Below are 13,806 nucleotides of genomic sequence, written 5' to 3'. Positions count from 1 at the left end.
GTAAGCTTCACGGCGTCTCTCCCAAAAGTGCCGGGCGCCGGAATCAGAAGTCCGCCCCTACAAGCCAACAATGTTTACGACGGTGTCATTACGTGAAGTCCGTTTTTTCTCTGGCCGTGGCGCGTCATAAACTGCTCACGGGCGACCGGCAATTCGTGAACTGTCACCGTAATGAATGGATGCGATGGTTGGGCAGCCTGCCGCCGGAGGATGCGGGCGGCCATCTGGTGGCGGTTCGATATGACGCGATGGCTCGATCTGGGGGGAAGTAGGAGTTAGAATTATGGTGACTGCGCACCCAATTCAATTTTCCCGCGAGCGACAGTTTTTCCGGTTAACGCATTAAGTGCACTGTCACTGCAATTCCAGCGAGGATCTGTGATTCATCCGGTCTGGTTAGTGGGATTGCAGTTGGCGCGCTTGCGTGATTTGTGTCGGCGATGGCCGACGCGGACCCGGAACCGAAATATAGCTACCCCGAGCTCATAGCGGCAGTCCGAGAGGGTGCGCTTGAAGCCTTCCTGAAGGCTGCTCAGCGCGCACTTGGGGAGGATCAATGGGCGAGTCTGGTGACGCAGGCGCTTGAGGCGCACCAAGCTGGCGAGATCGATCTGCTTGCAGCCTTGGCCGCTATGCGCGAGGGCCGGCTCAGCTACGGCACCCAGCAATTTCTTGAGCACGTACTTCCCGCCTTGACCATCGAATTGAAGGCGATGATCGAGTTGATCGCGAGCTTCTCGGCCCGCGCGCCCGATGATGGGATTGCGCACTATCTCTTGAACGGATTTGTGAAGTGGTGCGAGGCCGACGCTGCCCGTCCCCTCGCCGCGCTGACAGCGGTGCGCGCGGGCGAAGCGCCGGCGGAGCTGCTACGGGGGATCTTCTTCTCCGGTCTCCGCGTCGACTACGCGCACTTCCTACCGGCGATTGTCGAAATGCTCGCTAGCGGCACACCCGAGGAGCAGCAAGTCTCAGCGGGCGTGCTTGGACGGTTCGATCCGTTCACCCAAGATGGGCTTGAGCAGGTCGTCACGAGCCTCGAGACTGCGCTCTCCGGAGCAATTGGCGACCGGATCGCGGAACCTCTCAGAGCATTGCTTGCGATTGCCATGCGGGCGCCGGACAATACTGCTATCGGCATGCGAGCACTTGAGAATGTCGCGCGGAAATCGGATGCGCATGTACGCCAAGCCGTAGCCACCGAGATGATGTTCGACATCGCCAAGGCGCCCGACGCGCTCGCCGCTGCCGCGCTGGCGCTACTGCATGGCACCGAGCAGGGAGAAATGGCGGCGATCAATGCGATCGATCACATTCTGTCGCATGATCTAGCCGGTCGGCTCGAAGAGGAGAAGCGCACTCTTCTTGACACGTTGCTCGCGCGGCGCACAGCGACGATGACGCTGCTAGCCTCTACTGCACGCACACTTCTGACAGGAAACCCAACCACCTATTCGGCAACGATCGTGCGCTGGCTGACTTCGGACAACTCGGTGCACGTTCTTGCTGTTAGGGACCTGTGTACCGGATTCGGCGAGGACGCGCCGCGTTTCGACCTTGATTTCACCGGTCTGCCGCACGTTTTGGCCGAGCGGATCGCGAAGCGCTGCTGTGCGCTGCTGATGGTATTCCCGGAGACAATCGCATCGATTCTCGCCAGCCTGATGCGGACGGGCCCGACTGACGCCGTCCCATTGATCGAGCAGCTGCTCTTCGATCCATTGCTCATTACTTATTGGAGCGGTCCGCGCGTTTATCTGGAATCAGTCTTGCCCGGCGCACCCGCACCGATGGCAGAAGCTATTGTGCGCGCGATCGAGCATCTTGATCGCTACATCGCCGCGGTCGAGGCTGTACGCGACTTGCCCGAGCTCCGACCGTCGCAGCACCGGCGATTCTTAGTCGAGACTAAACGGCGGGAGGGAAGCCTCGCCATCAATAAGGCAGCGCAGCGCCAGTCTATATTCGCCGAAATTTTTCCAACCTCTATTTTACTCTATGGCGACGCCGCGATCTTCGACATACATGTCGAACCAGGCAAGGTAGTTCGCAATGAAACTCCCATGCAAAGTCACGAATTCTCGCACGAACTCCCGCGGCTCGACGTGATCGACCCATTCGGCTTCTGGTTTCAGCGCGAGCAGCTCCTGCGCGGTGATAACAGTAAATGATTCCGATCGTCCGGGAGTTTTTTCGCGGCCTGAAAGAGCGGCACGAGCTCGACGCCATCATCCCCGAGCTGCTGACCGCGATGGGGTTTGAGGTCATTTCTCGCCCGATGATCGGGACACGACAATATGGCGCCGATGTCGCCGCGATCGGCGTCGACGAGGACGGCGTGCGGAAGCTTTTCCTTTTCGTGATCAAGAAGGGTGACCTAACGCGGGAAGAGTGGGATGACTCCTCCCAAGCAGTCCGTCCCTCGCTTAACGAGGTTCGTGATGCCTATCTGTCAGGCGTTGCCCCCGAGCACAAGGCGCTGCCGGTGGTCGTGTGCATAACCGTCGGCGGCATCGTCCGCGAGAATATCCTGATGTCGGTCAACGGCTATATGGCCATAGAATCCAAGAGCGGGATCGAGTTCCGGCTATGGACCGGCGATACACTCACAGGAAAGATCGTTGACGGCGCGCTGCGCGAGGAAGTGTTTCCACCCGAACTCAGGACGCTGCTGCGGCGGGCCGCGGCGCTCGTCGAAGAGCCCGAGGCTGCGTTCGCGCAGTTCGCGCGGCTGGTTGAACACGTTGCCTCGAACGGCGCGTTGGACCCGGTGTCGCGAGTCCGAATCCTGTATCTCGCGCTTTGGATCTTGACGGTTTGGGGCCGCGAGGCAAAAAACCTTGAGGCGCCGTATCGCGCGAGCGAGTTCGTAATACTTCGCGCATGGATCCTTCTCCGACCCAAGATTGAATCCGACAGGAGCCGCAAGCTCGCGGCGAGCCATACTTTTCTAGAAGTCGTGCAGCTGCATCTGCTGATTTGGGACGACCTTTACGGCGAAAAGATCCTGCCCTACGCGTCCAGCTTGCATGCACTGAGCTTCGCGGCTTGGTCGCATGAAGCACTCGACGTGAACCTCGCGCTGTTCGAGACTGTCGGTCGCGTCGCAATGGGCGGATTGTGGCGCGCCTGGCTCGAAGCGGGTGCCGGGAGCCTGCCGGACCTGATCGAGCAACCAGGCGAAAAACTCGCCGCGACTGCGGTCGCGTTGGCCCAGCTGATCGAGGCCAATCCGGCATTGTACACGCCCGCTTGTGACGACCATGCCATCGACATAAATCTCGCTTTGATGCTGCTCACCATCGTACCGCAGACGCGCGGGGCCGCCGCCCATTGGGTGTCGCAGGCCGCCAATGCCACGATGATCTGCTACCGGCGCGGTAGCAGTTTCCCTGTCATCGAGACCGACTATGCGACGCTGATCCGATATCCATCTGTTCCCGAAGAGGAACTGCGCAAGGAAATGACTGCGGGCAGCATCCTCTATCCCATGCTCGCCGCATTTGCCTGGGGCTTCGGCGACGACGCACTCGTCGGCGCCCTTGGCGAATTTCAGACTGGCCATCTCGCCCACAGCAATTTCCAGATCTGGGTTCCTAACGCGCGAAGCGAGGAGCGAATCTGGCTCGGCGAACGCAACGGCTCGGTGCTGGGCGGACTGTCGATCGGCAACGATGGAAGCGCATTGATCGCCGCATTGCGCCGGGAAATAGATCAGAACACCGCCTATCCCGATCTATCTGCGGTCAAGCTTGACCATTGGCCCATGCTGTTGCTGGCGTGCCGATGTTACCGCATGCCTCCGCCACCGCAACTCTGGTTGCCGCTTCTCGACGCGCTAGCCGCAGCAAGCAAGCCAAAGACTGGTCGATGGGTGAAAGGTCGGCCACGGTCGATAGGCGGTGTGGCACGGGTGCGCCAAATCGCCCTGCGCTCTGCCGGTATGGGCGCGTTGATGCATGGCCAGCTGACTATGGAGACCATGATCAGCGACTAGACCAACGACAGGCTGCCGGAAGTCGATACGAAAAGCACAGCCAGCAAACATTTTGACGAAAATCGATCTCGCTGCTCTCCATGAGTATCAGCTAAGGGACGGTGTACCCGTTTTTGTCAACATTCCGGTGCGCATCGAGCGAGAATTGGCTGCACCGTCACCGTAATGCAGTCAGCCCCGCTTTTTACCACAATGGCTTACGCTCCCGTACAACAATACCTTCGATTTCCGACCATTCGGAGGGCGTCGCTAGCAGAACGGAGAGCGGGAGCCCAAAGGCTGTCGCGAAGCGCGGCACTAGGTCATCGCGAAGCGATCTTACCCGATGCCACCCAGCCTCGCCGGCACGGTCAGTCGTGACTAGCACTACATCGATGTCGCGCGGCGTCCTTGTCGGGTCCAGTGCCGATCCGAACAAGAAGGCAGCGAGAAGGTCGTCTCTCGCCATTTCAAGTTCAGTTTGTAGCCAGAATATTATTCCCAAAAGGAAACGCCCTTGTTACGAAGAAACGCGAATAGGCCGGCATACCGCACGACAGAAACGCCCTTTGCTTTCGCGCGCAATTTGCCTTCCACGGTGGCATCGCACCAGGAACCGTAAGCGATGATATTCGCGCCGAGATCGACTGCTTTATCCACCACGTCGGCGGTCACCCGATATTCGTCGGAATCCGGGCAGTAGACTCGCTCATCCCGTCCGCCACCGAGGAAAATGGTTAGGACCGGATCGCCGCCGTCGGTTCTCGCATCGCTCCCGTCTGCGAGCTTGCCCCTCAGCCAATATGTGCTCAAATCTGCTCTCCAATGGCTTGGTAGTAAGCTTCGAGAACCGCCTCTCGCTTGCTCACGACATGGGGGCGGATATCTGTCGGGAAGAAAAAGCGCTTGTACAGGTCCGTTTGTACCTTCTGGAAAGTCTCGTACATCGCAACATGCACCAGTAGGCGATGATAGGCATCGAGAGAGTCCGCCTCCTCTAGTAGATGCGTCTTAGTGCGCAGGATGGTTTCGATCTGCGCGTTGTTGGTTAGGATCTTCTTCTTCGTTTCCTTCCAGACCAAGGCCGCCGCGGTGTGACCATCTTCGTCTCTAGGAAAGCTTGATGGCCCGGTCTGATCAAAAATCTCCTTGTTTATATCCAAAAGGGCAAGAAGTGGGTTGTAGAACTCGTTCAGAGAGGCCGACAAATGTTCAATTTTTCGCTGTCGGAGCAAGGCATTGAACGACCGAGATGATTGGAGATAGATGAGGCCGACTGCAATTCCGTTGGTGATGATAAGGGTGAGACCGGTTCCGATAAGCGGCCACGGACCGCGCTCGAACCATGATTTTTCGTCTTTGGGAGAAAGCTGAAGCTGCTCGGTCGACTGGATCGTTAGCGTGTGCGTCGGCGCCGCTATCACAGCCGTCGCCATTGCAGTCATTACCAATAGTACTCCGATAAACAGAATCGCCGCCGTGCGAGCGCGGCCTCTCGCGCGCGCGACAATCTGCTTGATCGTTATCATACAGCCTAAATAGGCGAAATGAGCTCGCCGCGCTGCTGCTAATTGATGGTGCAACTCGCCTCCTTGGGAACGGCGCCACCGAATACGGTAGAATTACGGTGACTGCGCACATAATTTTCACGATCGGCCCGTGCCCCATCTCGCCCAAGGCCTATGGGGCTACGCGCAGCCGACGGTGAATTTCACGCATCGGCAGCAGCTTGTCATGGCGCGCGGCGTGCGATGAGGCCCACGAGTTAGCGCCATGTTAACCATGGCCAATTATCGCCGGCGCAAGCAATTGGGAGTGGGTTTTGGACCAGGACATTCATGTGCAGGCGGGCGCCGCGGCGCTCGGCTCCGGACACTCCGCCGTTGGCGGTTCCGGTCATGCCGCACAGGATCGCGAGGCGATCGTCCGCCTGGTCGGGGCGAGCGCGCTGATGCTGTTTCTCGAGCTGGCGCTGATCCGCTGGCTCGGCGCCAATGTCGTGCATTTGTCCTATTTCTCCAATTTCGTCCTGCTCGGATCGTTTCTCGGGATCGGCGCCGGGTTCCTGATCAGCCGCAAGAGCTGGTCGATCTGGCCGGTGTCGCTGCCGGTCCTCACCATCCTGGTGTTCGGGGTGCTCAAATTCCCGGTCACGATCGAGCGCACCGGATCGGACATGATCTATTTCACCTCGCTCGCGGTGAGCGGCCCGCCGGCCTGGCTGGCGTTGCCATTGCTGTTCATCCTTGCGGCCATCATCCTTGCCGGCCCGGCCGAGCTGGTCGGCCGCTGCTTCGCGAAGCTCCGCCCGCTGACCGCTTATCGTTACGACCTGATCGGCTCGCTGCTCGGCATCGTCACCTTCACCATCCTCAGCTTCCTCAATGCGCCCTCGGTCGTGTGGGGCGTGGTCGCCGCGGCATGCTATCTCGGGCTGGCCGCGCCGAAGCGACGCCTGGTCACCGCCGCCTGGATCGTGGCGCTGCTCTATGCGCTGACACTCGAAACCATGACCCCGGGGGTGAGCTGGTCGCCCTATTACAAGGTGACGGCCCGCGAAGTTCCCAACATGGGACCCGGCTTCCTGCAGATCGACGCCAATGGCGTGCCGCACCAGCTGATGGCGCCCGCCAGATGGAAGATCGAGCAGGGCGAACGGATCTACGAAACGCCCTATCTGCGGCTTCCGGGCAATGCGATGCAGGATGTGCTGATCATCGGCGCCGGTTCGGGATCGGACGTGGCGATCGCGCTGAGCGAAGGCACGCGCCGGGTCGACGCCGTCGATATCGACCCGCGGATCCTGCAGATCGGGGCGGAGCGCAACATCGACCGTCCCTATGCCAATCCAGTGGTAACGCGGCACACCAATGACGGCCGTGCGTTTCTGGAAAGCACGAACCGGAAATATGATCTGGTGCTGTTCGCCCTGCCGGATTCGCTGACCCTGGTCAGCGGCGCGTCGCAGATCCGGCTTGAATCCTTCCTGTTCACCGAAGAGGCGATGGCCTCGGTCCGCCGGCACCTGAAGCCGGACGGCGCGTTCGCGATGTACAATTATTATCGCGAGCCCTGGCTGATCGACCGGCTTGCCGGCACCGCCGCCAAGGCATTCGGCCATGCACCGTGCGTCGACACCTTTGCCGGCGCGCAGGCGGTGATCAGCATCGCGGTGGCGCCCGCGGGGCAGAAGTGCAACGGCGCGTGGAGGCCGTCCACCGCCCGGGCGGTGCCGCCCGCCACCGACGACGCGCCGTTCCTTTATTTCCGGGGCGATGTCTTCCCGCCCTTCTATGCCATCACGCTGGCCGCGATCCTGCTGACATCGCTCCTCACGGTGCGCGTGCTCGGCGGCCCGCTCGCGCAGATGCGGCCCTATGCCGACCTGTTCTTCATGGGCGCGGCGTTCCTGTTGCTCGAGACGAAGAATGTCGCGACCTTCGCGCTGCTGTTCGGCACGACCTGGCTGGTCAATGCGATGGTCTTTGCCGGCGTGCTGCTGATCGTGCTGGCCGCGGTGGAGACGACGCGGAAGTTTCGCACGCCGCCATTGCCGCTGGTGTTCGCCGGCATCGCCCTGTCGCTGGCGCTGGCCTGGGCGATCCGGCCGGAATGGCTCCTGCCGCTGCCGGTGGTGCCGCGGCTGATCGCCGCGACGGTGCTGGCGTTCCTGCCGATCTTCCTGGCCAATGTGGCCTTCGCCAAGCGCTTTCAGGGGACCGGGGATGCGCAGGCGGCGTTCGCGATCAACCTGCTCGGCACAATCGTGGGCGGCTGCCTCGAATATGCGGCGCTGCTCACCGGCTACAACAATCTGCTCATCCTGACCGGCTTGCTGTATCTCGTGGCGTTCATCCTGGTGCCAAAAGCACGGCCGCGCGTGATGACACCGACATAACCGCAAAGATTTGTTTGCGGAAAATTACGGGGGGCGTTGCGTTCAATTGCGCCGGTCCGCGAGCGCCGGTTTTTCTCGGTTTGACGCATTACGGGCAACGTCGCCGTAATTCTCTCGCGTCTGGGGGTAGACAGGATTTGTAGCGCTGCTACGCAACGCCAGTTGAATGAATTGTATCAGAGGTAATCCAAATGGCGGCCAATAATGAAATGCTGCTGGCACTCACTGCCGATATCGTTGCGGCGCATGCCGGACATAATAGTGTGCCGATGAATGATCTCCCGGCAGCCATTGCGAATGTCTACGCAGCGCTGGCCGGACTCGGTGAGGCCGCCGCGCCGGCACAGCCCGAAAAGCCGGTCGGAGCGGTGTCGATTCGCGCATCGATCAAGCCGCAGCACATTGTCAGCATGATCGACGGCCAGCCCTACAAGATGCTCAAACGGCATTTGTCGCTGAACGGCTATACGCCGGAGAGCTATCGCGAAGCCTTTGGATTGCCCCGGGATTATCCGATGGTATCAGCGGAATATAGCGAGAAGCGCAAGGCATTGGCGCTCAAGATCGGTCTCGGCCGCAAGCCAAAGGGCGCTGCACCCGCAAAGGCCGCCGCCCCGGCAAGCAAGGCCGTTCGCAAGCCCAGGGCATCGAAGGCAGCGGCAACAACCGAAGCCTGAGAGGCGGTACGCCTTTCGGGCGGTCGCACAGGCACAGGGGGTGAGGCTTAGCTCACCCCCTTGTGCCCCTATGGCGCCCGCCTCACTCCACCGTCACCGACTTCGCCAGATTGCGCGGCTGGTCCACATCGGTGCCCTTGAACACCGCCACATGGTACGCCAGCAGCTGCACCGGCACCGCATACACCAGCGGCGCGATCAGCGGGTGGACCTTGGGCATCTCGATCGTCGCGATGGTGTTCTCGCCGGCCTGGGCGATGCCATCGGCGTCGGAAATCAGCACGACCTGCGCGCCGCGCGCCTGTGCCTCCTGCATGTTGCTGACCGTCTTGTCGAACAGCGGGCCTGACGGCGCGAGCACGATCAGCGGTACGCTGTCGTCGATCAGCGCGATGGGCCCGTGCTTCATTTCGCCCGAGGCATAGCCCTCGGCATGGATATAGCTGATTTCCTTGAGCTTTAGCGCCCCCTCCAGCGCGAGCGGGTAATCCGGGCCGCGGCCGAGATAGAGCACGTCGCGCGCCGCGGCGATCTTCGGCGCCATCGCCTCGATCTCGCCGTCATGGGATAGCGCGTTGCTCATCGCCTGCGGCACTTCCTGCAAATGATGGACGATGTCGCGCTCCTCCTCCGGGCTGAGCTTGCCCTTGGCGCGGGCGAGATTGACCGCCAGCGCGGCCATCACGCTGAGCTGGCAAGTGAAGGCCTTGGTCGAGGCGACGCCGATCTCCGGCCCCGCATGCGTGGGCAGCAACAGGTCGACTTCGCGCGCCATCGAGCTGGTCGGCACGTTGATGATCCCGGCGGTGGTCAGGCCGGCCGCCTTCATGTGGCGAAGTGCCGCGAGCGTGTCCGCGGTCTCGCCCGATTGCGAGATGACCAGGCCAAGCATGTCGGGGGTGAGGACCGGGTCGCGGTAGCGGAACTCGCTCGCCACATCGACTTCGACCTGAACGCGGGCGAGCTGCTCGATCCAGTATTTGCCGATCATCCCGACATAGGAGGCGGTGCCGCACGCGACGATCGCGACGCGCTCGACCGATCCCAGGTCGAATTCCATATCGGGCAGCGCGACCTGCTCCTCAAGCGGGCGGAGATAGGAGCGCAAGGTCTGCGCGACGACCACCGGCTGCTCGTAAATCTCCTTCTGCATGAAGTGGCGGTGATTGCCCTTGTCCATCAACTGGCCAGAGGCGCCGCTATTGACGATCGGGCGCTTCACCGGATCATTGTTGCGGTCATAGACCTGCACCGCGGCCCGCGTGATGACGGCCCAGTCGCCTTCCTCGAGATAGGCGATGCGCTGGGTGAGCGGCGCGAGTGCAAGCGCGTCGGAGCCGAGATAATTCTCATTGTCGCCGTACCCGACGGTCAGCGGCGCGCCGAGCCGCGCGCCGATCAGCAGATCGGGTTCGGACTTGAACATCACGCCGAGCGCAAAGGCGCCGTGCAGCCGCGGCAGGACATTGGCGACCGCTTCGCGCGGTTTGAACCCCTTGCCCAGTTCGCGGTCGATCAGATGCGCGACGACTTCGGTATCGGTCTGCGACTTGAACTCGCGGCCTTCGGCGGTCAGCTCGTCGCGCAGCGGCTTGAAATTCTCGATGATGCCGTTGTGGACCAGCACGACGTCGCCGACGATGTGCGGATGGGCATTATCGACGGTCGGCGCGCCGTGCGTCGCCCAGCGTGTGTGTGCGATGCCGCTGTCACCGGGCAGCGGATTGGCGACGAGCTCGGCGGCGAGGTTGACCAGCTTGCCCGGCGCGCGGCGGCGGTCGAATTCGCCGTCATGCACGGTGCAGATGCCGGCCGAGTCATAACCGCGATATTCGAGCCGCTTGAGCCCATCGAGCAGCCGGTCGGCCACTGCGCCCTGCCCCAGAATTCCGACAATTCCGCACATTCGACTGTCTCCACTCCGCCATCTGGCGGGTTATTTCTTCGCGGCCTTTTTCGCCGTCATCGCATCGCGAAACCGTTTCGCCCAGCCGGCGCGCGCTTCCTGCGTGCCGCGTGCCACGGCCAGCGCATCGGCCTCGACATCTTTGGTCACCACGGATCCGGCGCCGACGATCGCGCCGGCGCCGATCGAGACCGGCGCGACCAGGGCGCTGTTCGAACCGATAAAGGCACCCGCGCCGATCACCGTCTTGTATTTGAAATAGCCGTCATAATTGCAGGTGATCGTGCCCGCGCCGATGTTCGCACCGGCGCCGATTTCGGCATCGCCGAGATAGGTCAAATGATTGGCCTTTGCGCCGGGGCCGAGCACCGCCTTTTTCATCTCGACGAAATTGCCGACCTTGGACTTTTCGCCCAGCACCGCGCCGGGGCGCAGCCGGGCGTACGGGCCGACCTCGGCCTTCGCGCCGATCGTCGCGCCCTCGATATGGCTGAATCCGTGGATCACCGCGCCGTCGCCGACCGTGACGCCGGGGCCGAAGAAGACGTTCGGCTCGATCACGACATCGCGGCCCAGCTTGGTGTCGTACGCGAACCACACCGTGTCCGGCGCGATCAGGCTCACGCCGTCGGCCATCGTCTGGTCGCGGCGCTTGGCCTGCCAGCGCGCCTCGGCATAAGCGAGTTCGGCGCGGCTGTTGATGCCGATCACTTCATCAGCGTCGGTCTCGATCACGATCGCGCGGTCGCCATCGGCCAAAGCGAGCATGACGATGTCAGGCAGATAATATTCGCCCGCGGCATTGTCGTTGCCGACGCGTTCGAGCAGCGGCCAGAGATCGGCGGCGCGCACCGCGGTCACACCGGAATTGCACAGGTCGACCGCGCGCTCGGCCTGGGTCGCGTCCTTATATTCGACCATCTTGGCGATCGATCCGTCGGCGCGCGCGATGATCCGGCCATAAGCCTTGGGATCGTCGGGCCGAAAGCCAAGCATGACGACGCGCGGCGCGTCGGGTGCCTCGAGGCGCGTCGCGAGGCGGGCGATCGTCGCCGCATCGAGAAAGGGCGTGTCGCCAAAGCAGACGATCGCGGTACCGTCGAACCCGGCCAGTGCGTCCTTTGCCTGCAGCGCGGCGTGCGCGGTGCCGAGCTGTTCGGCCTGCAGCGCCAGCGTCACCGGATGACCGGCCACCGCGGCCTCAAGCTGTTCGCGCCCTACGCCCGCCACCACCACGCTGCGTGTGGCGCCGGCGCGCTCGAAGCTGTCGATCAGCTGCAGCAGCATTGGCCGCCCGGCAATCGGGTGCAGCACCTTGTGCAGGTCGGATTTCATGCGGGTACCCTTGCCTGCGGCAAGGATGATCGCGGCAATCGGCTGGGTCATGCGCCTGCCCTGCCACGACACTATTGGCATTTCCATAGCGATGCTGTCAGGGGCCCGTTTCATGACGGATTTTTCATTTCAGATCGTCGGTTTCGACCTCGACGGGACCTTTCTCGACACCAGCGGCGACCTGACCGCGTGCGTCAATTATGCGCTCGGCCTGGCGGGCCGGCCTCTGCTCACGGTCGAGCAGGTCAAGCCAATGATCGGCGGCGGGGCGAAACATATGCTGACGCAGGGGCTGAACGCGACCGGCGGCTGCGAACCGGAGGAGCTACACCGGCTCTACAAGCTGATGCTGGGCTATTACGAGGCCAATATCTCGGTGCACACCGTACCGTTCCCGGGTGCGATCGACACGCTCGACCAGCTCGATGCGCTCGGCGTGAAGAGCGCGATCGTGACCAACAAGTTCGAGGGGTTCGCGCGCAAATTGCTCACCGAGCTTGGCCTGATCGACCGCTTCGCCACGCTGATCGGCGGCGATACGATGGACAAGATCAGGGGGGTCAAAGGACTATCCAAGCCGCACCGCGCGCCGATCGACGAGATGATCCGCCGTTGCGGCGGCGGCCGGGCGGCGTTTGTAGGTGATTCAATCTACGACATCATGGCGGCGAAGAATGCGGGCATCCCCAATGTCGCGGTCAGTTTCGGCTTCCTGATGCAACCGATCGAGGAGCTTGAGGCCGATGTGGTGATCGACTCTTATGGCGACCTGATTCCCGCGCTGCGCCGTCTCGGCTGATTTTTTCGTTACGATCCCGGCACTTTTTCTCTGCTCCCACGTTACCTCGCCCGACCGACCCCCGCACCGCTCGTAATGGCTTTGCGGGACGGACAGGGATCAAGGAAAAAGGGAGATACGATGCACGACCGTATGCTGAAGAAGTTCCGGAGGGTCCTGGCCCCCTCGTTCGGGGAGGCGACCGATGCCCGATAACAGCAAATGGATCATCCTGACCTGCATTGCGGCGTTCATTGGCGTGTTCGTGGGACCGGTGCTGGTGCGCAGCTTGCCGGACGGTGTTGGCGGGTCGCTGATGATCGCGATCCTCGTCGCGGTGGTTGGTTACATCGTCTATTTGCTGGCGGGTAACAAGGTCGGCAAGGCGGCCGATGCGGCAACGCTGAAGGACGCCCGGCTGCTGATTCCCGCACCCGGCAAAGCGCGCATCTATGTCGTCCGGCGCGGCTTCATGGGTGGCCTGGCGGGTATGAAGGTGAGCATCGCCGGCGTCGCGTCGGGACAGATCCGCATGAACCAGTTCGTCATGGCGGAGGTGACGCCCGGAACCTATACCGTCGAGACGGCGATGGCCCGCAACGGCATGAAGCCGTCCAATTCGGAGTCCAGCGTGACCGTGGCCGACGGCGATGCCGTGGTGGTGCAGGTGATACTCGAAGTGCGCGCCACCCATGCGGTCACCGTGCAAAAGCAGCTTTCACCCGGCCAGGCGCGATCCGAGATCGCGAGCACCAAAATGGTGCAGTGGACCAGCTGAATCTGGCGAGATTCAGCTGACGGTCAATTGAGGACCAGGGCGTCGGAATTGATGTGATAGCCTGCCAGGCTGACATCCTTGTCCGACACCTGGAACACGAAGGTCTCGGCCGCCTTACCACGCTCATAGAGCGTGTCGTAACCGAGCGTGAGCGTGTGTCCGTCGCCATTGACTTGTTCGTTCCAGCCCTGACGAACGGACTGTTTGGTCGCGCCGAGCTTACGATGCACGGCGGACAGAAGCGCAACAAGCTGCGGGCCAGTGGCAACGGATTTCATCACGCTGCCAGACTGATCGTAGATTTGCTGGAACTGCCCGCGATCGAGCATGGCGTGGAATTTGACAACGGCTTTTTCGGCCGCCGGTACGCTCGCACCCAGTGAACAGGACGAAAGGCCGATCAGGGCCAGGGCAGCCAGCGCACGCTTCATGTCATATCCTCGAGTCGCGGGCGAAGT

11 protein-coding genes are annotated in these 13,806 nt (G+C 62.0%); 6 read left to right on the top strand and 5 right to left on the bottom strand.

Translation table 11 applies throughout. The annotated features are described in order from the left end of the window. Nucleotides 1-440 precede the first annotated feature (440 nt). Both ACRECS_RS05735 and ACRECS_RS05730 read left to right on the top strand, forming a co-directional pair. Nucleotides 441-2,171 (top strand): hypothetical protein, encoded by a 1,731-nt coding sequence (locus tag ACRECS_RS05735; RefSeq protein WP_431581992.1) that lies wholly within the window; start codon nucleotides 441-443, stop codon nucleotides 2,169-2,171. Continuing rightward, a complete protein-coding gene (locus tag ACRECS_RS05730) occupies nucleotides 2,168-3,997 on the top strand; it encodes a hypothetical protein (protein ID WP_431581991.1) in 1,830 nt (609 codons plus the stop codon). The genes ACRECS_RS05735 and ACRECS_RS05730 overlap by 4 nt, the downstream gene beginning before the upstream one ends. 474 nt (nucleotides 3,998-4,471) lie before the next feature. On the opposite strand, the gene ACRECS_RS05725 is transcribed toward ACRECS_RS05730, so the two are convergent. Continuing rightward, the gene (locus ACRECS_RS05725; RefSeq protein ID WP_431581990.1) at nucleotides 4,472-4,789 is read right to left on the bottom strand and encodes a hypothetical protein; all 318 of its coding nucleotides are present in this window, start codon (nucleotides 4,787-4,789) and stop codon (nucleotides 4,472-4,474) included. Next, nucleotides 4,786-5,559, bottom strand: a complete 774-nt coding sequence (locus tag ACRECS_RS05720) for a hypothetical protein (protein ID WP_431581989.1) — start codon at nucleotides 5,557-5,559, stop codon at nucleotides 4,786-4,788. Before ACRECS_RS05720 ends, ACRECS_RS05725 begins: the two co-directional genes overlap by 4 nt. A 239-nt stretch (nucleotides 5,560-5,798) precedes the next feature. Between ACRECS_RS05720 and ACRECS_RS05715 the strand changes: the two genes are divergently transcribed. Next, nucleotides 5,799-7,874, top strand: a complete 2,076-nt coding sequence (locus ACRECS_RS05715) for a spermidine synthase (RefSeq protein ID WP_431581988.1) — start codon at nucleotides 5,799-5,801, stop codon at nucleotides 7,872-7,874. A 191-nt stretch (nucleotides 7,875-8,065) separates the two neighbouring features. After that, nucleotides 8,066-8,551: a MucR family transcriptional regulator gene (locus tag ACRECS_RS05710; protein WP_431581987.1), complete on the top strand. Its 486-nt coding sequence runs from the start codon at nucleotides 8,066-8,068 to the stop codon at nucleotides 8,549-8,551. An 82-nt stretch (nucleotides 8,552-8,633) separates the two neighbouring features. On the opposite strand, the gene glmS is transcribed toward ACRECS_RS05710, so the two are convergent. Together glmS and glmU are read right to left on the bottom strand one after the other, a co-directional pair. Beyond that, nucleotides 8,634-10,457 (bottom strand): glutamine--fructose-6-phosphate transaminase (isomerizing), encoded by a 1,824-nt coding sequence (glmS, locus tag ACRECS_RS05705; protein WP_431581986.1) that lies wholly within the window; start codon nucleotides 10,455-10,457, stop codon nucleotides 8,634-8,636. A gap of 30 nt (nucleotides 10,458-10,487) precedes the next feature. Then, entirely contained in the window at nucleotides 10,488-11,843 is a 1,356-nt protein-coding gene (glmU, locus tag ACRECS_RS05700; RefSeq protein WP_431581985.1) for a bifunctional UDP-N-acetylglucosamine diphosphorylase/glucosamine-1-phosphate N-acetyltransferase GlmU, read from the bottom strand. A 61-nt stretch (nucleotides 11,844-11,904) separates the two neighbouring features. Between glmU and ACRECS_RS05695 the strand changes: the two genes are divergently transcribed. Together ACRECS_RS05695 and ACRECS_RS05690 are read left to right on the top strand one after the other, a co-directional pair. Continuing rightward, the gene (locus ACRECS_RS05695; RefSeq protein WP_431581984.1) at nucleotides 11,905-12,591 is read left to right on the top strand and encodes an HAD-IA family hydrolase; all 687 of its coding nucleotides are present in this window, start codon (nucleotides 11,905-11,907) and stop codon (nucleotides 12,589-12,591) included. Between the two features lie 184 nt (nucleotides 12,592-12,775). Continuing rightward, complete coding sequence (locus ACRECS_RS05690) at nucleotides 12,776-13,348, top strand: hypothetical protein (protein ID WP_431581983.1); 573 nt, start codon at nucleotides 12,776-12,778, stop codon at nucleotides 13,346-13,348. A 23-nt stretch (nucleotides 13,349-13,371) separates the two neighbouring features. Here ACRECS_RS05690 and ACRECS_RS05685 read toward each other — a convergent pair whose 3' ends face one another. Further along, complete coding sequence (locus ACRECS_RS05685; RefSeq protein WP_431581982.1) at nucleotides 13,372-13,779, bottom strand: DUF4019 domain-containing protein; 408 nt, start codon at nucleotides 13,777-13,779, stop codon at nucleotides 13,372-13,374. Nucleotides 13,780-13,806: the final 27 nt, after the last annotated feature.

Source organism: Sphingomonas sp., assembly GCF_050725575.1.
Taxonomy (GTDB): domain Bacteria; phylum Pseudomonadota; class Alphaproteobacteria; order Sphingomonadales; family Sphingomonadaceae; genus Sphingomonas.
This window is presented reverse-complemented; position numbering and strand designations above follow the sequence as displayed.